Source organism: Cryomorpha ignava (assembly GCF_010686655.1).
Lineage (GTDB): Bacteria > Bacteroidota > Bacteroidia > Flavobacteriales_D > Cryomorphaceae > Cryomorpha > Cryomorpha ignava.
Genome location: NZ_JAAGVY010000032.1, coordinates 29,361 through 49,179, shown reverse-complemented (window position 1 = coordinate 49,179; position 19,819 = coordinate 29,361). Strand labels below are relative to the sequence as shown.

Below are 19,819 nucleotides of genomic sequence, written 5' to 3'. Positions count from 1 at the left end.
TGAAACAAATAGATGAAAAAAATTAGTACCATTTTTAAAATAACACTTGGCGTGTTGCTTGTTCTCATTTTGGGATTGTGGACTTATGTAGAAAGCCACCAGCCTAAATTAAGGGGTACCGTAAAGTTAACAGAACTCGTGAAGAATGTAGAAGTTTATTACGATTCTTATGGTATTCCGCATATTTATGCCAATGATGCTAAAGATGCTTATCATGCCTTTGGTTATGTACATGCTGCTGACAGGCTTTTTCAAATGGAACTTATGCGTCGAGTGGGCTCCGGGAGACTCTCTGAGATTTTTGGGCCGGAAATGAAAAAGACAGACGCTTTTTTCAGAACATTAGGAACCAACAGAAAAGCCAAGGCCGATGCTGAAAAGTTTGAAGAGCTTCCCGATCGTGTGAAAATAGCTTGCCGCGCATACATTGCCGGGATAAACGATTATATAGCTCACGGCAAAATTCCTATCGAATACAAATTATTACGCGTTGAACCAGAGCCTTATACAATAGAAGATATGTATGCTGTGGCCGGATATATGGCGTATTCGTTTGCTTATGCCCTGCGCACCGACCCGCTAGTTGAAAAGCTTTATCAAAAGCTGGGCTATCCCTATTTAAAAGATTTTGATATGGCTTATCCCAAAGATTCTTTGTGGATGACGCCCGATTCGATTATGTCTGACACCACTTTTACTCTCGATGACAATGTAGCAGCAATACAAGGGCTTCCTTTTTTAGACCAACTACCTGTACCTATGCTGCAAGGGAGTAATAATTGGGTTCTTGGGCCGTCGCGTACCCTTTCGGGAAAAGTTATGTTAGCAAATGATACGCACATTAAATACGCTTCGCCATCTGTTTGGTACGAAGCGCACATCGAGTTTCCGGGGTTTGCTATTTACGGTAATTATCTGGCTGGGATTCCGGTTGCGCTTATTGGCCACAGCCGAAATCACGCCTGGGGAATAACAATGTTTGAAGATGATGATTCTGACTTTTTTAAAGAAGAGTTTCTAGGCTCTGATAGTTCTTCTACAATTTCTAAAAGTGGTTCGGTACCTGTTGAAAAAATCAAAGAAACCATCGCCGTTAAAGGTGAAAAAGATACGATCGTAACGGTTTATAAAACGGTGCACGGGCCAATTGTAAATTCTTTCCTTCCCGTAGATTTTAATGTGCCGGTTAGCATGTTCTGGAATTATACAGCAATTGAGAATAAGCTGGTTCAAGGGTTTTATCAAATGAATTCAGCCATTAATATGGATTCCTTTCGGACTGGAGTTGAGATGGTTGGATCGCCCGGGCTTAATATTGCGTATGGTGATGCCGCTGGAAATATTGCCATCTGGTCGGCGAGTAAGCTTTATGAAAGACCTGAAGGCGAGTACGGTAAAATATTCCTTAGCGGGAATACTGAACCTTACAGCAATTACTATCCCTTTGCGGGAAATCCGCAATCTGAAAATCCACTAAATGGCTATTTATACTCGGCAAATCAATACCACAAACCCGATACCGGGAAGGGAATTGCCGGCTATTACGCTCCAAATACACGATACAATAGAATAGGGGAGCTGCTCAAAAATATGAAACCGGCAACAATAGACAGTATGAAATTTCTCATTACGGATGTACATTCGAAAACGGCAGAATCAATCAGTCGCGAAATAGCTAAGGTTATTGCAGAATCGGGGCAAACTCTTTCTGATAAAGAGGAAGAGGCGCTAGATTATTTGCTCAAATGGGATGGCAATCACCGATTGCAAGATCAGGAACCCACGATTTATTACAAGGTTTTGTTTTACACCCTGCGAAAAGCGATGGTGGATGAAGCAGGTGAAGATATTTTCAAGTCGTTATTGACCACCCACCTAATGATGCGCACCTATCCAAAACTGATTTTCAATAATGAATCAAAATGGTGGGATAATGTAAAAACGACGGGCAAAGTCGAAAAACGCGCACAAATCTTTACCGAGGCATTTAAAAAATCTATTGCCGAACTTCGGGAACAATTAGGAGATGATATAACTGAATGGAGATGGCAAAAGGTGCATTCCACCACGCACGAGCACCCTATAGGGAAAGTAGATTTGCTAAAACCGTTTTTTAATGTTGGTCCTTTTCCGAGCCCCGGAGGAGTTGAAACGATAAATAATTCAGGCTTTACACTCAATGGCGAAGGGGAGTACCATGCCAATTTTGGGCCTGCCATGCGCATACTTATCGATTTCGCAGACGTGGAAAATGCTCTTTCAATATTGCCTACAGGAAATAGCGGAAACCCACTTAGCAATCACTATAGCGATCAAGCAGAGATGTATATCGATGGCGACTTTCGCAAAATGTTAATGAATAAAAAAGAGATTGTTGCCAATTCTACTCTTCTGGAGTTAAAACCTTAGTGCCAGCGACAGTTCGTCGTAACAATTGTTTAGTTTATACCGTAATACAGGCCTAAACCTTAGACCTTGATACGTTTCATATTTCTTCTTTTTTTTACTTTTATTTCAAATTTTGTTTTCGGGCAATTGACTATAGAGAACAATCTAACCGCCGGCCAAGTAATCAATGATATATTACTCGGCGCAGGAATTGAAGCAGAAGACATTACAATCAATGGACTTCCTGATAATACCCTTTCCACCCAGTTAGGAGTTTTTGATGCCGTAAACTCAAACCTTGGACTAAGTCGCGGAATAATTCTGGCTACCGGAGGTGTAACCGTTGCAGAAAGCCCAAATGATTATCCTACAGCTTTTGTGGCCATTGCTGAAAGTGATCAACTCGATATAGAACCCGATCTGGAACAAATTATGTCGCCTGCCAATCTCAAAGATGTTGGTGTGGTGGAATTTGATTTTACAGCACAAGGCGATACGCTTCGGTTTAAATATGTTTTTGCGAGCGAAGAGTACAATGAACATGTTTGCTCTCCATACAACGATGCTTTTGGTTTTTTTATCTCCGGCCCGGGTATAGTCGGAAATCCCAATTATGCCAATGCCGCTAAAAATGTGGCGCTAATACCAAATACAAATGTGCCTGTAGCCATTAATACGGTTAACAGAGGGGTACCAGGTGAATTTGGAAACATGGCGACCTGCAATGCGGCGAGCCCAAACTGGCAGGCGAATCATATTTATTTTGTTGATAATGAAAACAATCCTTCGCCAAATGCCACACAATTTGATGGTTTTACCGTTCCGTTTTTAGTCGAAATTCCTGTGATTTGCGGAGAAACCTATCACATAAAAATGGCTATTGCCGATGCATCCGACCGCAAAAACGATTCGGCAGTCTTTATTGAGGCTGGCAGTTTTACGAGTACGCCACCGCTCATAGCCGACTTAGAGATTATAAATCCCGATCTCGAAGGCAGACCGATTGAAGGCTGCAGTACTTATCGGTTTACACTTTCGCGGGCTGATAGTAGTAGGTCAAAAACGTATTATATCAGAAGCGAAGGTCTATCAAATCCAACCGAAATTATTCCCGGTTTGCCCGATTCCATTACGCTCTACTCCCAAGATGGTATTAAATCTTTTGATGTTGAAATTGAAAACGATCTCCAAAATAGTGGATTGCGAAACTTTCAAATCTTATTTATAGAACCCGAGGCCTGTTCGCTTGATAGTTCGATAACCACTTTAGCAATGTCGGTTTTTGATAATCCTGCTCTCGAAGTAAGTTACAATCCTGATATCACCCTAAACTGTGTGGAAAGTGGCGAGATAGATATTGCGGTTTCAGGTGGCCAGCCCGCATACGAAATTCAGTGGAATAATACGGATTATGAGGGGTTTAACTTTACTGTTTCACCAGAGAATAATCTTAGCCTTTCAGCGAATATCTCTGATTTTTGTGGTGTAAATCAACAAGAAATTCAAATAAATGTTAGTCGGCAGGAATATCCACTGTTAAATGTTGGTGTGCCAGAAGCGGTCAGCTATAACTGTGTAAATCCGGTTGTTATAAACCCAATAGTCGAAGGTGGTTTTGGCGAATATTCTTATCAATGGATTCAAAATGGGAATCTCATCCATACCGGATTAACATTTAATCAAATTGTGACCAGCGATGCCCCAATTACACTTGTAGTTTCAGATTTATGCGTTCCTGATTTAAGTAGAACTATCCTTGTGGCACAAGAAACGAGCCCGCTCACTTTAGACCTCGGCGAAGACTTATCGGGAGCTTGCAATACCAATTTTGCTATTGTACCCCAAATTGAGGGTGGTTTTGGAGAAATGAATTATTTGTGGAAGGTGAATAATCAGGTTTTTAGCAATTCGCCTTCGCTCATAAGCGAATTTTCAGCAACGAGTGTTATTTCACTAACAATTATGGATGCTTGTGGAACGCAAAATTTTGATGAATTAACTGTTTATATCCAAACACAACCTTTAAGCGTGAGCATGACCTCAGATACTGCATTGTGCAAAAATGAACGATTGGTATTGAATCCAATCCTGTCGGGAGGGCATGGCGATAGAACTTATTTTTGGAATGGACAGGAGTCTATAAGTTCAATCTATTCGGCTATTCTATCGGCAAATACCGTTTTGCGGTTTAGAGTTGAAGACAAATGCGGTTATTCGATCGAAAAAATATGCGAAGTTGAGATTAAAGATGTCGTAGCCCATTTTGAGTTTGATTATGAAAACCAGTTCCGACCGATTATCAATTATTCTACAAAGAATAGCTGGTACGACTGGTTTTTTGCGAATGGAGATGGGTCAAATCATTTTGAGCCGCTGATGGAATACGACGCTCTTAAGGGAGGTACAACCACCTTGTTAGTGCGCAATGAAATTGGTTGTGAAGCCGAAACAAGGAGAAAATACGATCCACCATTTCGCGTATTTCTTCCAAATGCATTTACTCCTGATGGGGATGGGAAAAATAATATTTTTAAAGCTGAAGGACAATACGTCGATTCTTTTGAACTTATGGTTTTTAACCGATGGGGTAAAATGATATTTAAAACCAACGATTTCACGAAAGGATGGAACGGTGAGGGTGCTGATGAAAATTATTCGGGTGAAGCCAATGTTTATACGTATCGCTACCGTGCAGAAGATGCTTTTGGGCGTGTGGACGAGGGTAGTGGGACGGTGCATTTGTTGAGATAGTGAAGAGCCTCAAGCTTTAAGCTGCAAGCCGCAAGCCGGAAGTTGGGACATAGTTGAGTCGCGGATGCACCTCTCTCTGGCTCGCGTCCCGCCGTGCTCGTAAACAGCAAAGCTGGGGGCGAGGCTGTTTTTGTCTGGCGTCCCGCCAGGTTCACAGTGAATAAATCTGAATCGAAGAGTTAATAATGAAAATGAATTTTAATTTTTCTTTTAACCTTAGGTGCCTCACTATAAATTAAAACCCGGCGGGACGCCGGACAAGAAATCTACAAGCTAACAGCTTGGCGGCGGCGACTCGACGCGAGCCTGGGCGACGTGCAACCTCTGCTCCAAACCTTTTAAACCTTTTCAAAAATAAATTGTCAAAGCTCCATGAAAGCAAATTACCTAATAATTATCGCCTTGATATTCATCGCATTTTCTTGCAAGAAAGACGATGAATCGGCAATTCCAGCTCCCGCTCCAGATCAACCAGTAGAACAAATGTACTTTCCGCCCGTTGCGGGAAATGAATGGGATACAATGAGTTTTGCCACTGCCGGTTGGGATACAACAGCGCTAACAGCGCTTTATGATTTTTTAGAAACTAATGAAACCCGGGCTTTTATCGTTTTACAAAACGGGAAAATAGTTACCGAAAAGTACTGGGGAAATAATATTATCGGCAATGCAGCTTTTACGGCTGATTCGAAATGGTATTGGGCTTCCGCCGGGAAAACGCTCACTGCCATGATTACCGGAATTGCGCAGCAGGAGGGTTTGCTCGATATCAACGATAAGACTTCAACTTATTTGGGAAATGGCTGGACGAATATGCCGCAAGAAAAAGAAGATCTGATTTTAATTAAAAACCAGCTAACCATGACGAGCGGGCTGGATTACTTCTTTGGAAGCATTGATTGTACCGATTCGGAATGCCTTCAGTATAAAACTGATGCCGGCACCGAGTGGTATTATTACAACGCTCCTTATACACTTTTAGAATCGGTAGTGGGCAATGCCTCAGGGTTATCGTACAATGCTTATTGCGATCAGAGCATTGAAAATAAGGTAGGTATGAGTGGGAGTTGGATTTCACAAGAGTACAATAATGTGTATTGGAGCACTGCCCGCGATGCCGCACGATTTGGTTTGCTTTTGCTGAATAAGGGTGTGTGGGATACCGATTCAGTGCTAAATGATATTGCTTATTTTACGGCTATGACTAATTCTTCGCAAGATTTAAATCCGTCTTATGGCTATCTCACTTGGCTTAACGGAAAAGAATCAATTATTTTACCATCGCTCCCTTTATCATTTAATACGTCACTTTCGCCAAATGCCCCTGAAGATCTTTTTGCCGCCTTGGGTAAAAATGGCCAGTTTGTAAATGTAATTCCGAGTAAAAATATGGTGGTCATTCGAATGGGAACTGTACCCGATAATGGTGCAGTGCCCTTAATTTTTCACGATGAGATGTGGGAAAAGATCAATGCTGTGATTGGAATCTGATAGTTGGTTAAGAGCTACTTTAAAACAGGCAAACATTAAAACAGAAAAAAGATGATGAAACCAAAAATAAAGATTGTCGTTACTAAAGAGGATATCGGATACATCGCCACCGCTGTATTTAAAGAGAAATTTATTGCAACCGAAGCTGAAGATTATCAAGCGCTATAAACCAATATTTTGGAAGCTCTTAGTCTCGCATTTGAAGATGAGGGATTTGAATTTAGCCTGGAAGAAATAAAATTTGGATACGATCTACAGAGCTTTTTTGATTTCTACAAAGTAATAAATGCAAAGGCTCTTTCAGAACGTATTGGTATGAATCAAAGCCTCCTTGCCCAGTATATTAAGAGAACAAAAAAGCCTTCACCAACTCGAACAAAACGAATTTTAAAGGGAGTTCACGAAATTGGTCGGGAACTTTCTCAAGTTAGCTTTCTGATTTAACCCGATAGCATCTCATTGTTGTTTTAAGCAGCGGAGCAAGACCTTTTAAAAGATTTAAACGCTAAACAAAAAATTACTGTGAGTATACGAATAAAGAAAGTGCATTTGAGCTTACCAAAGAAAAGTATATAGCTCAACAGTCTAAAAACCAAGAACTAAAAACCAAGAACTTCGGGACTATTTCCTTCTCACTCGCACTCGCTCAAGTTTGCGGGTTTTACCCGAGCCAAAAGTGAGCATAATACCAAAAATGATGTAGAGGACTGCAAATAGCCCGTGAGAAACTTCGGAGAGAAGCGTAGAGATAAGATGGAATATGATAGTGAAAATCATCCCGATCTTACCGATAAAATAGAATTGATTAAAACTGGCCATTTGATTTAATTTAATAGCGTTAAAATTTCAACTTCCGAAAGTTACGGACTTTAAATCTATAACGCTACATTAAGAGAATATGTTTACAATCTTTATTGTATTCCTAATTGTATTGTTATCTCTTAACATTTCAATAATTAATCGGCGATTGATTTACTAAATGCCTCTTTTCCACCAACAACGGGTAGAATCAAATTCGTGCGATCTAAATCAATCGTTAATTCAGTTCCCGGTTCGGGCCACAATGTGAATTCTTTGTCGCTCGAAAAAATCATCAAACCAATTTTCTGACCCGCCGGAATAATCTGATCGTCGGGCATTAGATCAAAACTGACTTCATAAAAAGTACCCGGCTTCAACGGCTCACTTTCTTTTATTGATTTGTGGTTTTGAGGATCTGCCCAGCCGCGGGTTATGATATTGTCTGTTATTTTAGCACCGATCTGGTCATTCCACGGAAGGGATACCAACCAAACCGATAAATTGGCAGAAGGCTTGTTACTCGAAAGCGTAATTGTAACGCTGGGTATACCTGAAATATGCACATCTTGCGAAAGTGTGGGAGTGGCGTATATCAATCTATTGGTAGAAGTATCGGCTTCCGCCAAAGCGCCACCGGAAAAGGAGTAATTATCAATGAATGATTCTTTTGTTTTTGTTTCACTTTTTGAGCTGCTAAGACCACCGTGGCCAGGAGCACCTGCGCTTAAATAGAATCTCACATCGCCGGCATCGGGATTTGGGAAATCGGCATACGGAGTTGGGGAAGTATCATCTTCGCGAACGATCCATGCTTTGGGATCATTTTCCACACCATTGTCAATCCCGAAAAGGTAATGTGTAAACCAGCGATTCATCATGCTAATTGGCGGTGAGCCTCCGTGACCTTTTTGATGATAGAAAATTTGCACTGGATTTCCTTGTTTTTTAGCAGCTTCGTAAATGCGATAGCTGTGCTCTGGCATTACATTCCAATCGTTAAACCCGTGGCTCATCAGCATCGCGGCTTTCATGGGTTTCATATCGTTTAGATAATCGCGCCCTGCCCAAAAGTCATTGTAATCGCCCGATTCTCTGTCCATTCCGTTTTTCATCTCGGTATCGCGCACTCTTTTATTATTCGCTGCCCTTTTTGATTCATCACCGCTGTGAATAAAATCGTAGAGTACATCGATATCTTCGCCCAAATATCCGCCGGGAGAGCGAACCAACCCATTTGAACGGTAGTAATGATAATACGAAGTATTTGGTGCAATGGGAATAATCGCTTCCAGACCTTCCACGCCGGTGGTAGCTGCTGCCAATGCAAGAGTTCCATTGTACGAAGTTCCGGTCATTCCTACTTTGCCGGTACTCCAATAAGCCTCTACGGTTTCATTGCCCTCGCGGGATGTAAAACCTTTTGCGCGGCCGCCAAGCCAGTCAATAACTGCTTTGGGAGCGAGCGATTCATTGTCGCCACCAACAGTTGGTGACCCATCAGACAAACCGGTGCCGGGCGATGAAGAGTGCACAACAATATACCCGCGCGGTACCCAGGTAGAAATATGCGCACTTGAAATGATTGGACGCTTACCGGTTCTTACCACTTCGGGGTGAACGCGTTCTGGAGCCGTTTCGCCGAGCTCAACATGTACATCCCAGAAAAGTCCATTCACATCTTCGGCTACACCGGCAAAATAGGGGCTGGAATTGTAAACCACAGGAAGTTTGAGTCCTTCTGTTTCAGTTTGTTTTGGGCGCGTTACATCCACATGCATTCTGTCAGGCTTGCCGTCTTCATCAGAATCAAATTCGGTTTCTACCCATAGGTCTTCTCTAATCCAGTTGTCGGGATTGCTAAAAGCCTCTACAATTTGTGCTTCGCCATTTTCAATCACCGGTGAGGCTTTGGATGCATTCTCTTGTAATTGATCTTGCGCAAACGAGATAGCCGGAATCAGGAAATACAAGAAGAGGATGGAAAAAAGATTTTTGGTATATATCATATTTAAAAATGTTATCGAAATAAATTCAGTCATTCTATTTTACCCGTTTATATTGAAAAAGCACTTGTTCTTCTCCTTTTTCAGTTGCAATTACTATGTAGATATTAAGTAAATCATCACCTACTTTTTTAAAAGTTAGCTGATCGAAATATGCAGCGCCTTCTGTTAATTTTACAAGTTTAAAATCTTCGGTCTCATCTTTTTCTTCCCAGCCTTTTAGGTCATCACTGAAGTGTTTAATACGCAAAATCAGGGTTTCATTCTCTTCTGTTATCGTTTCGAGTTCGTAAAATAGCACTTTTCCATCGGCTACGAGTTTAAAAGAACCCATCATCGAGCCACCAAGTGCGGGAGTCCAGACTTCTTCAATTTCTCCGCCCATCGCTTTGCCTTTCCAATGACCTGCAATCCAGGCTAAGTCTTGTAATTTGGCTTTTGGACTTGCTTCCGTTTCGGAGTACTTTAAGGTGTTTTCAAAATTCTCCTGACCAATGCACCAAGCAGAGATCAAGGTAATTGATATGATTAAAAATATTTTTTTCATGGGTGTGATTAAAGTGGAGCGCTAAAAATAACGAATAGGATTATACGATTGGAGGTGGCAGGTGTTTTTTAGTTGGGATAGAAGACGAGAGATGATCCATATGGTGAATGTCTTTTTAACTGGCATTAAAGAACGCGTTGTGATTTAATACTTCTTTGAATATTTATTAGTGCTGAAGGCACTACCGTTATTTTAGCCTTGGGTTTTAACCCAAGGACTAAAAATAGCATTAAAAAGCTAAGTGCCATCGGCACGACAGTTATTACAAATTGAAGTTTCATTGAGATTTAAATTCAATAAATAGAAATGCAAACTATGCCACCGGATGAAATTTCTTCTATCGAATCAGTTTGAAGCAAAAACTGTCGTACCTCTGGCACTTTTGTGATTTGTTTCTATTTGACCCCGGATTGAAATCCGGGGCTAAAATAAATGTCGTGCCTCTGGCACTAAGAAGTTTAAATTCTGTGTAAAATAAAATTATCATTACTAATGTATTGCAATCTGAATCTTTCACATTTTAAACAAAAGCACTAATCCCGGTTATCTCTCTTCCCACTATCAGCGAGTTGATCTCCTTAGTTCCCTCATAAGAATAAAGCGCTTCTGCATCGGCTACAAACCGGGCAACATTGTATTCCAATAAAATTCCGTTTCCACCCATAATTCCTCGGGCTATATCTACAATTTCGCGCGTGTGAGTTGTGCACGACACTTTTGCCAAAGAAGCTTGGGCATCGGTCATTTTACCGGCATCTTGAAGTTGTGATAAGCGCATAACCAGGGTTTGCATAGATGTAAGGGCGTTGAGCATTTGCACCAGCTGATCTTGAATTAGCTGAAAAGACGCGATTGGCTTTCCAAATTGTTTCCTTTCCATAGTATAAGCCAGCGCATTTTCGTACGCTCCTCTGGCACAGCCCACTGCCTGCCAAGCCACGCCGGCACGTGTAGCGCGCAAAACGCGAGACGTATCTTTGAAAGAATCTGCACGTTGCAACCTGTTTTCTTCGCTTACCTCACAATTATTGAGTGTTATCAAGGCATTTTGCACAGTTCGTAGCGACATCTTGTTTTTCATCTTTTCTGCGTGAAATCCGGGGTTATTCTTTTCAACGATAAATCCTTTTATTTGGTCATCTTCTTCATCCTGTGCCCAGATTATTGTAAAATCGGCGAAAGTGGCATTTCCAATCCATTTTTTCTCTCCGTTTAATATCCAGGTTTCACCTTCGCGGCGCGCTTTTGTTGTTAGCCCTCCGGCCACTGCAGATCCTACCAAAGGTTCGGTTAAACCAAAAGCGCCCAAAATTTCCATCTTCTGCATTCGCGGAAGCCATTTAGCCTGCTGCTCTTCACTTCCGCAATGGTATATGGAACCCATTGCAAGCCCGCTTTGGACTCCGAAAAAAGTACTTATCGAAGTATCTACCCGCGCCATTTCCATAGCAATGATCCCTTCCAATACATAGCTGTGATTTGGGCAGCCATGACCAGCCAGTGGAACACCACAAATATTTAACTCGGCCATTTTTGGAATCAAATGCATCGGGAACTCGCCCTTATTCCAAAATTCATTGGCAATGGGCTTTACCTCATCGTTCATAAACTTGCGCACTTTGAGCTGCACTTCACGCTCTTCAGGGGTTAGGAGGTCGCTCAAGTCATAGAAGTCGCCGTTTATTTCAGGCTTTTTATAATTATAATTCCCTGCTTTAAGGGCTTTTGAAAGTTCATAAAGCTGAGTTTTATTCATCTTTGATAAGGAGCTGAAAACCTCTTTTAAATCAATATGCTGGCTTATGGCTTTGAGTTTTGAAAAGTCAAAGCCTTTAAACATTGAAAAAATTCCGTCATTGTCTTCTTCGTCATTCTTTTTCATTGATTCCGTTTCTAGAGGTTCTGTCCTTATTGGTAAACTTAAATGACAATTTGCGGACAATAAAGTTTACGAATAGAATGATCAGGGTAACGCCAACTGCGATAATATACTGCTCAATAGCTACGGCAATTCCTACACCCATAGAAAACAAAAGCGTTGCGGCCGTGGTAAGTCCACTAATTTTTTTGCCAGAACCTTTTATAATTGTTCCCGCCCCGATAAAGCTTATACCGACTACCAATGCCTGAAGCAAGCGTATTGGATCTGTGCGCACTATTTCTGTGGCATTGGCAACTTCAAGATGGTCTATTAGCGGAAGCGTAATGGAAACGATCAAACACGAAGCACCACCAATAATCATATTTGTGCGAAGACCTGCGGGTTTCCCCAATTGTTCTCTTTCAAAGCCAATAATTCCGCAGAGCACCATCGCTATTGCTATCCGGTATAGGGTAGTTAATTGTTCGATGTATAATTCCATAGCGTTTTTTCTTTTTCGGGTGGTTTGTAATTTATAAAATAAACTTGTTCTGATAAATGATTTTTTTTCACAGCACATTTTGTTAGCAAAAAAACCAAGGCTGTACTTGTTTCTCCACAGCAGAAATATCTAAACATTTAATATTTTATTTTGTTAAGATCATAACAAAGTTAATTTATTAATCACTTATTAAAACCCCAAACGAACATGAGTATCATAAAAGTAATTGAAGTAATAGCCTCATCAAATAAAAGTTTTGACGACGCTACGCATAACGCTGTGGCAGAAGCTGCGAAATCAGTAAAAAACATCAAGTCTGTTTACATTGAAAATATGAAAGCGAAGGTTGAGAATAATAAGATATCTTCTTATGCTGTTAATGCCAAAATTTCTTTTGAAATAACTAATAAAGATATTTCATAAGTCAAAGAGTTCTCTTTAAAAGTAAAGCCCGAAGTGAAATGCTTTGGGCTTTTTTCTTGAATCCGATAAACCTCATTTTTCTCAAACTTATGAAATAGAATGGATTTGGTTTTCATTCTCGAAAAGAATAACTCCATATAAATTCGTTGCAATAGTGGAGCAGAAAGAAATTATATTACCTTTAAAATAATCATAATTCGTTACAATGCCCGATACCAAGAAGAAAAAAAAATCTGCACCTCTCGCAAAAGGGGATTCCAAGTTGTTTCCCATTGTGGGCGTAGGTGCAAGCGCCGGCGGGCTAGATGCCTTCAAGCGCTTGCTTAAAAACATACCTGAAAAATCGGGAATGGCTTTTGTATTGGTGCAGCATCTGGATCCAAATCACGTGAGTATGCTTCCGGAAATTCTGCAACGCGTCACCAAAATTCCGGTTCATGAAATTACAGATGACATTAAGCTCGTCCCTGACAATATTTATATTATGCCTTCATCCAAGATTCTTACAGCCGAGGAAGGAGTGCTTTGCCTTAAACCCCGTGAAAACTTTAAAACAAATCTTCTCATCAATGTATTTTTCGAGTCGCTTGCCGAAGTCCATAAAGAGCACGCTTATGGTGTTTTGCTATCGGGTACGGGCCATGATGGCACCAACGGATTTAAAGCGATAAAAGATAATGGTGGTGTAACTATCGCGCAGAATCTGGAATCGGCAGCTTATCCGGATATGCCAAAAAATGCCATTGAGTCCCGTATGGTAGACTTCATTCTTTTGCCTGAGGAGATACCCAATGAATTGATAAAAATTTTTAAAAGTGATCATCAGACGAGTAAACAAGAAAAAACCGAACCAGGATCTAAAGCTGAAGAATCCTTTTATAAAGAGATTCTTGCGATCCTTGAAGAGCGAAGCGGTATAGACTTTACGTATTACAAGCAAAGCACCATCCGCAGAAGAATAGCGCGTAGAATGGTATTGCTTAAAAAAGGTAAACTAAAGGATTATTTAAATTTTTTAGAAAGTGACAAATCCGAGCAAGAGACGCTTTTTCAGGACATGCTTATTCCTGTCACCTCTTTTTTTCGAGACCCTGAAACCTTTGACTTTCTGGTTGATACTATATTTCCATTGCTACTAAAAGAGAGATCTGCTGACAATCCTATACGCTTGTGGGTGGTAGGGTGCTCCACGGGTGAAGAGGCGTATACCTTAGCCATTCTATTGAATGAATTTTTCGATAAGAATTCAAAAAAATTAAACTATTGCCGCTTACCCGTTCAAATTTTTGCGTCAGATATTTCTGTAATAGCGATTAAAAAAGCACGCAAGGGCATATTTAGCCAGGCCGCTGTGAAAAAGCTCAGTGATAATCTCTTGAAGAAATATTTTCATAAGAGATCAAATGACACTTACGTTGCAGATCGCTCAATACGGGACATGTGTGTTTTTGCCCCACACAATATATTAAAAGACCCTCCCTTTAAAAGAATAGATTTAATAAGCTGTCGCAATGTGCTTATCTACTTTGATAATTTTTTACAGAAAAAAGCATTCACTGCTTTTCATTATTCCTTAGAAGAAAACGGCTTTCTACTTCTTGGTAAATCAGAATCTGCCAACAGTGCCACAAATTTATTTAAGACACAGGACAAAAAACATAAGGTATATAGCCGCAAGGCTGTGGATAGCCGCTTTATACATTTTGGCGCCATAGGAAGTCAAAATACGGATACCACAAAAACGAAAGAAATAACCGACACTGAAAAAATAAGCACCTTACCCGAAAAGCTGCAAACTGATTTCAAAAAAAGTGCAGAGGAGAGGCTCCTCAAAGAATACACTCCTGCGGCGGTTATTGTAAATGAACAAATGGATATTGTACATATTCACGGAAGAATTACGCCTTTTTTGGAGCCATCTCCGGGAAAACCCAATTTTAATCTTCTTAAAATGGCTCGCGAGGGATTGGGCTTTGAATTGCGAAACGCGCTGCAAAAAGCAAGAACAACCCACCAAACGATAATCAAAGAAGGTATCCCTTCCAATGCAAATGGAGATCACCTCCGGGTTACTATTGAGGTCGTTCCTCTCAAAAAAACCGTTGAACCGCATTATATGGTTTTGTTTAAATCCATGTCAAATGAAAAGATTAAAAAAAACAATAAAGCCGATAAAACTCTTACGCCTACTATTATAGCCAAAAAACGCGCTGACCATTTAGAAAAAGAACTGGAATTGGCACGGGAGGATATGCGCAGTATAAGTGAAGAGCAAGAAATTGTGAATGAAGAATTGCAAAGTGCAAATGAAGAACTTCAAAGCAGCAATGAAGAAATGCAAAGTCTCAATGAAGAATTGGAAACTTCAAAAGAAGAACTACAGAGTAGCCTTGAGGAACTTACCACTGTAAATCAGGAATTGTATGATAAACAAGACCAGCTAAATAATTCCCTTTTATTTTCCAGAAGCATCGTATCAACCCTTCGTCACCCGTTTATTGTTTTGGATAGATCGTTTCGGATAAAGTCGGCCAATGAACCTTTTTACAAAAAATTTAAAACGGACAAAGAAGAAATTGAAGGCAAACTATTTTTTAAAATCCAAAACCAGCAATGGGATGACGGTGAAATTCGCACCTTACTTGAAAAAATTCTGCCGGAGGAACAAACCCTCACGGACTTTGAAGTAACGTTGGATTTTGACTTGCTCGGAGAACGCACACTTTTACTCAATGCCAGACAAATAATAAACACACCATCTGATAAAAAACTAATCCTGCTTGTTATTGAAGATGTTACAGAAATGCGGAAAAGTAATAATCGCTTGCTGGCAAGCGAAACCAAATTTAAGCAGTTGACCCAAACCATGCCTCATCTCATCTGGACTGCCTCTCCAGATGGGAAACTCAACTTCTTCAATCAATTTATGCTAGACTATACCGGAAAAACCTTAAAGAGCTTGAAGGGTGACGGCTGGCAAAAATTAATTTCGCCTGACGACAGAGAAAGATCACTTGAAAAATGGAAAGAGAGCATAGAATCGGGCAAAGAGTTTACAATTGAAAACCAGCTTCTTGATCATGGTGGAGAATATCAATGGCATATTGGGAGAGCTATTGCTCAAAGAGACGCGCAGGAAAATATACTTGCTTGGGTAGGAAGCTATACAAATATTCACGAGCAGAAAATAGCGGAGGAGCGAAAAGATGAATTTATTGGTATTGCAAGCCATGAGTTAAAAACACCCTTAACAACAGCCAAAGGTTATATAGAATTGTTGCTTCTTTCATTAACAGAAGAAGATCAGCAAGCATTGCTTTATGGTACAAAAGTTTATGAGGCTATAGACAGACTGAAAAACCTGATTACAGAATTATTGGATGTAAGTAAAATAAAAAATGGCAGGTTAAATTATAATATCACAACTTTTGACTTTAATAAACTTTTAAGCGAGACGATAAAAGACATGAACCAAATGTCTAATTCTCACAAAATAATTATAACCGGAAAAAGTAAGTCCGAAATTACCGGCGACAAAGTGCGTTTGCAGCAAGTGATTATCAATTTATTGACCAACGCCGTAAAATATTCGCCAAAGTCTAAAGAGGTGTCGGTATCGATAGAAGAAAAAAATAAAACATTACAGGTTTCGGTTCGGGACACCGGCATAGGCATCAGTAAAAAGCATTTAGATAAAATTTTTAACAGGTATTACCGGGTGGAAGAACATTCAAAAGAGTTTCAGGGAATGGGGATCGGTCTTTATATTTCTTACGAAATAATAAAAAGGCATGATGGCAAGATGTGGGTGGAGAGCACCCCCAAGCGCAGTACTACTTTTCATTTTACATTGCCGATTTAATTTTTTGGTTAAATTGCCCTTTTTGACCCGTTTATAAAATCCACTAAAGCATGAAAGAAAAAATTCTCATATATGAGGACGATAAGGACATTATTATTTTATGTAAAACTGTTTTGTCTCAGCATGGTTTTGAAACAGAGTCGCGAGAAGTATGTGAAAATATTTTCGATGATATCGAATCCGTGGTTCCAAATCTAATTTTAATGGACCTGTGGATACCCGGAATTGGCGGCGAAAAAGCCATCGACATGGTTAAGAAAAATGACAAGACAAAACACATTCCGGTTCTTGTCTTTTCAGCCAATTCAGATATTGAAGAAATTGGTATAAAAGTTAAGGCGGACGGGTTTGTTAAAAAACCATTCACCATTACTGATTTTGTACAAACAATAAGAGGCCATTTACAATAATCTCATTTTGCCTTTATTCTAAAACTTTTGCTGAAGCATATTCCTTAAAGTCATCTTAATGAGGATATTAGGATGTTTTTTTTGGTCTCTGCTATGTAATTAGCACTTGTAAATCTTTCTTCATTACAAAGATGCTGCATTAAAAGTATCACCTTGTTTTATGTCGCCCGTTTCTAATCCCTTTTTAAACCAGCGCATTCTTTGAGCCGAAGTTCCATGTGTAAAAGCGTCGGGCACTACGCGGCCGGTGGCTTGTTTTTGTAATCGGTCGTCGCCGATGGCATTAGCAGCATTCATAGCTTCTTGTATATCGCCGTCTTCAAGTGCCTGATTCATGCGCTGTGTGTGATGCGCCCATACCCCGGCCAGAAAATCGGCTTGCAACTCCAGCTTAACAGAAAGTTCATTGTATTCCTTTTCGCTTACTTTTCCACGCATCGCCTGCACCTTTTCAGAAATTCCCATTAACTTTTGAACGTGATGTCCTACTTCGTGAGCTATGACATACGCTTGCGCGAAATCGCCGGGAGCGTTCAGTTTTCTGGCCATATCATTAAAAAAGCTCAAGTCGAGATATACTTTCTCGTCGGCAGGGCAGTAAAAAGGCCCTGTTGCGCTTGATGCGCTTCCGCAGGCAGATTGCACATATCCCGAAAACAAAACCATAGTGGGCTCGCGGTAATTCTGAATCAACTTATTCCAAACATCCTCGGTATCTCCGAGAACAGTTGCGCTAAACTGAGCCAGCTCTTCTTCTTCCGGCGATGGTGCATAAGGTTGTGCGTTTTGAACGCCTTGGGGACCGCCACCAAGAAATTGAGAAAAGAAAGTGATTGGATTAGTACCCGTAACGATAAAAATGACCACCAATATTCCGGCTATTATCAATCCTACTTTCGAAAATAGAAACCGAAACAGTAGGGAAATCATTCCTATGTTAAGTCCGCCACCTCCGCCACGGCTCGATTGTCCGCGGCGATCGTCAATATTAGAACTTTGTCTTCTTCCTTTCCACTTCATGGTTTATATAGATTGATTAAATCTCACCGAAAATACATAAAATTGATTCTTCTTTAATAATTAATTTCAATTGCCTATTTTTCAGAGATAAAGAAATATCGCAGAATGCGTTTTGTGCAGTTTGCAGCAAAAAAATATTAGCCGAACTATGATTTATGGAACTTTGAAATTAATCTTAAGGCGGTGTTCCTATAGATACTGTAGAATATTTTGGTTAAACCAGACCTAAATTTTGAATAGGTGAGTTTGTTTCTTGCCGCAACTGAGCAACATTTTCTTACGACTGCACTGATCTTTAAAATATGATACGTAAAATTTAGACTGTGAAAATTTTGCTTTTTCAAATACATGATGATCAATGCCTTCCCGCGCCCTGGCCCTAAAGGGTACTGCCGCACATATCTATCAAGGAGTGATTTCATACAATAAATGTATTGCAAATACATCTTTGGCTTTACAGAATTGACGTGTTTCGCGGAACGATAAGATGTGCGGTGGGCTCGCCTCTTTAGGGGTTGGGGGTGCGAGTGCGTTGACAATCAATAAGTTGAATTATTTTAGGGATGCATACCTTGATGAAAATTCTAACAATCTAACTTTACGAATAGCTAGAATAAGACGAAAAAAGTAAGGTTGAAAAAGATGCGCTGTATTGAGTGGATATTGAGCCTGTCGAAATGCTATGTCGAAATGTGTATAGGGATTAGTATGCAAGAGGCGAAAAAGTCATTATTCGGTACCAAATACGCACCCTGAAATATATTTCACCCTGCTGCTATTTAGAGATTTTTGTTCAGAAGGAAAACGTAATGTGAAGGCTGTACGAAATGATGAATGGTTTTATTTATTATCACAGTTTGTTCGCATCGCTTGAGGCTGGAGCTCTTTCTGTGGGTTTATAATTTTTTAGTAAATATGGCCTGCTGAATGCTTCTGGTTGTAGTTTGAATCTCGTGGATAGCTTGGTTATCATATCCTTGCTAATATTTCTTCTATATCTTAAAATATCACTAACAAGTTGCCGCGAGGTACCTATCTCTTTTGCAAGTGTAGCTTTTGAAATCTGCTCTTCATCAATGATTGAATTTAATAGTTCAACCGGATTCATTTCCTTTTTGAATTGAACTTCTCTGGAGTCATACTCATCTATCAGAATTTCTATCAATTCTATTTCATCTATATTTTTATCGTAACCTTCTGCCACCAAATTTTCATGTTGATTGCAGTAATCGGTATATTCTGATAGAGTGGCAATTTTTTTATACTTCATTTTACATCATTAAATAAATTAAAACTACAAATATCAATGCTATCATATTCCTTATGAGTTCCTACGAATTTAACATATAGAATAACTTCAGTTCTCCCAAAAAAATATCCACATACCATTCTATATTTGTTTCTTCCAACATTGAAAACTATTCTGCTCAATTGGCCATTACCACAAGTTATTAAGTCGGCTGACTTAAATGTTTGAGTTATATTCTGTGGAATTTCCCAATCAACATATTTAAGTTTTTCGAAAAAGTTATCGAAACATTTCGACATCTGTTTATTCTTTCCAATGAAAGCGTAAACGTTACTTTTTTTGATAACTCTCGCACGCATCTACAAATGTAAGCAAATTGTGTCGTGTAAGCAATGTGTTGACAGAATTGGCTTCTTTGAACCTCTTGTATTGGTTAAATTAAAAGATTATAATTAGAAAAAAGCTTAATTTGGAGCATATGAATTAGATTTGAAATGAAAAATTATTAAAG

At 39.8% G+C, this 19,819-nt stretch carries 14 protein-coding genes; 7 read left to right on the top strand and 7 right to left on the bottom strand.

What is annotated here, in order from left to right; translation table 11 throughout:
* Positions 1-12 precede the first annotated feature (12 nt).
* The 4 genes from G3O08_RS14775 (at position 13) to G3O08_RS14760 (ending at position 7,074) form a co-directional block, all read left to right on the top strand.
* Positions 13-2,409, top strand: a complete 2,397-nt coding sequence (locus G3O08_RS14775; protein ID WP_163286159.1) for a penicillin acylase family protein — start codon at positions 13-15, stop codon at positions 2,407-2,409.
* A gap of 126 nt (positions 2,410-2,535) precedes the next feature.
* On the top strand, positions 2,536-5,139 hold the full coding sequence (locus tag G3O08_RS14770; protein WP_163286158.1) for a choice-of-anchor L domain-containing protein: 2,604 nt from the start codon (positions 2,536-2,538) through the stop codon (positions 5,137-5,139).
* A gap of 372 nt (positions 5,140-5,511) precedes the next feature.
* Positions 5,512-6,630 carry a serine hydrolase domain-containing protein gene (locus G3O08_RS14765; RefSeq protein ID WP_163286157.1) on the top strand — a complete coding sequence of 373 codons (1,119 nt, stop codon included), beginning with the start codon at positions 5,512-5,514 and terminating at the stop codon, positions 6,628-6,630.
* Between the two features lie 177 nt (positions 6,631-6,807).
* Positions 6,808-7,074 carry an XRE family transcriptional regulator gene (locus G3O08_RS14760; protein WP_163286156.1) on the top strand — a complete coding sequence of 89 codons (267 nt, stop codon included), beginning with the start codon at positions 6,808-6,810 and terminating at the stop codon, positions 7,072-7,074.
* Positions 7,075-7,586: 512 nt separating this feature from the next.
* Here the strand turns inward: G3O08_RS14760 and G3O08_RS14755 are convergent.
* The 4 genes from G3O08_RS14755 to G3O08_RS14740 all read right to left on the bottom strand — a co-directional run bounded on the left by G3O08_RS14755 (position 7,587) and on the right by G3O08_RS14740 (position 12,344).
* A complete protein-coding gene (locus tag G3O08_RS14755; RefSeq protein ID WP_163286170.1) occupies positions 7,587-9,437 on the bottom strand; it encodes a Xaa-Pro dipeptidyl-peptidase in 1,851 nt (616 codons plus the stop codon).
* A gap of 34 nt (positions 9,438-9,471) precedes the next feature.
* Complete coding sequence (locus G3O08_RS14750) at positions 9,472-9,981, bottom strand: DUF6265 family protein (RefSeq protein ID WP_163286155.1); 510 nt, start codon at positions 9,979-9,981, stop codon at positions 9,472-9,474.
* A gap of 520 nt (positions 9,982-10,501) precedes the next feature.
* Complete coding sequence (locus tag G3O08_RS14745; RefSeq protein WP_204336895.1) at positions 10,502-11,863, bottom strand: acyl-CoA dehydrogenase family protein; 1,362 nt, start codon at positions 11,861-11,863, stop codon at positions 10,502-10,504.
* Positions 11,850-12,344: an MgtC/SapB family protein gene (locus G3O08_RS14740; protein WP_163286154.1), complete on the bottom strand. Its 495-nt coding sequence runs from the start codon at positions 12,342-12,344 to the stop codon at positions 11,850-11,852. Before G3O08_RS14740 ends, G3O08_RS14745 begins: the two co-directional genes overlap by 14 nt.
* Before the next feature lie 207 nt (positions 12,345-12,551).
* Here G3O08_RS14740 and G3O08_RS14735 point away from each other — a divergent pair, with 207 nt between their 5' ends.
* The 3 genes from G3O08_RS14735 (at position 12,552) to G3O08_RS14725 (ending at position 17,039) form a co-directional block, all read left to right on the top strand.
* On the top strand, positions 12,552-12,767 hold the full coding sequence (locus tag G3O08_RS14735) for a dodecin family protein (protein WP_163286153.1): 216 nt from the start codon (positions 12,552-12,554) through the stop codon (positions 12,765-12,767).
* Between the two features lie 205 nt (positions 12,768-12,972).
* Entirely contained in the window at positions 12,973-16,629 is a 3,657-nt protein-coding gene (locus G3O08_RS14730; RefSeq protein WP_163286152.1) for a chemotaxis protein CheB, read from the top strand.
* 50 nt (positions 16,630-16,679) lie between these two features.
* Positions 16,680-17,039, top strand: coding sequence for a response regulator (locus G3O08_RS14725; protein WP_163286151.1), 360 nt, complete (start codon positions 16,680-16,682; stop codon positions 17,037-17,039).
* Between the two features lie 123 nt (positions 17,040-17,162).
* Here G3O08_RS14725 and ypfJ read toward each other — a convergent pair whose 3' ends face one another.
* From ypfJ to G3O08_RS21895, 3 genes are all read right to left on the bottom strand, one after another.
* Positions 17,163-18,059, bottom strand: a complete 897-nt coding sequence (gene ypfJ, locus G3O08_RS14720; protein WP_163286150.1) for a KPN_02809 family neutral zinc metallopeptidase — start codon at positions 18,057-18,059, stop codon at positions 17,163-17,165.
* A gap of 850 nt (positions 18,060-18,909) precedes the next feature.
* Positions 18,910-19,329 carry a helix-turn-helix domain-containing protein gene (locus G3O08_RS14715; RefSeq protein ID WP_163286149.1) on the bottom strand — a complete coding sequence of 140 codons (420 nt, stop codon included), beginning with the start codon at positions 19,327-19,329 and terminating at the stop codon, positions 18,910-18,912.
* On the bottom strand, positions 19,326-19,607 hold the full coding sequence (locus G3O08_RS21895; RefSeq protein ID WP_163286148.1) for a type II toxin-antitoxin system HigB family toxin: 282 nt from the start codon (positions 19,605-19,607) through the stop codon (positions 19,326-19,328). Before G3O08_RS21895 ends, G3O08_RS14715 begins: the two co-directional genes overlap by 4 nt.
* Positions 19,608-19,819: the final 212 nt, after the last annotated feature.

Bases quoted from the DNA above. Each gene is read 5' to 3' on its own strand.
- G3O08_RS14715 (WP_163286149.1), bottom strand. From the start codon at position 19,329: ATGAAGTATAAAAAAATTGCCACTCTATCAGAATATACCGATTACTGC.
- G3O08_RS14775 (WP_163286159.1), top strand. From the start codon at position 13: ATGAAAAAAATTAGTACCATTTTTAAAATAACACTTGGCGTGTTGCTT.
- ypfJ (WP_163286150.1), bottom strand. From the start codon at position 18,059: ATGAAGTGGAAAGGAAGAAGACAAAGTTCTAATATTGACGATCGCCGC.
- G3O08_RS14745 (WP_204336895.1), bottom strand. From the start codon at position 11,863: ATGAAAAAGAATGACGAAGAAGACAATGACGGAATTTTTTCAATGTTT.
- G3O08_RS14735 (WP_163286153.1), top strand. From the start codon at position 12,552: ATGAGTATCATAAAAGTAATTGAAGTAATAGCCTCATCAAATAAAAGT.
- G3O08_RS14765 (WP_163286157.1), top strand. From the start codon at position 5,512: ATGAAAGCAAATTACCTAATAATTATCGCCTTGATATTCATCGCATTT.
- G3O08_RS14725 (WP_163286151.1), top strand. From the start codon at position 16,680: ATGAAAGAAAAAATTCTCATATATGAGGACGATAAGGACATTATTATT.
- G3O08_RS14750 (WP_163286155.1), bottom strand. From the start codon at position 9,981: ATGAAAAAAATATTTTTAATCATATCAATTACCTTGATCTCTGCTTGG.
- G3O08_RS14740 (WP_163286154.1), bottom strand. From the start codon at position 12,344: ATGGAATTATACATCGAACAATTAACTACCCTATACCGGATAGCAATA.
- G3O08_RS14755 (WP_163286170.1), bottom strand. From the start codon at position 9,437: ATGATATATACCAAAAATCTTTTTTCCATCCTCTTCTTGTATTTCCTG.
- G3O08_RS21895 (WP_163286148.1), bottom strand. From the start codon at position 19,607: ATGTCGAAATGTTTCGATAACTTTTTCGAAAAACTTAAATATGTTGAT.
- G3O08_RS14730 (WP_163286152.1), top strand. From the start codon at position 12,973: ATGCCCGATACCAAGAAGAAAAAAAAATCTGCACCTCTCGCAAAAGGG.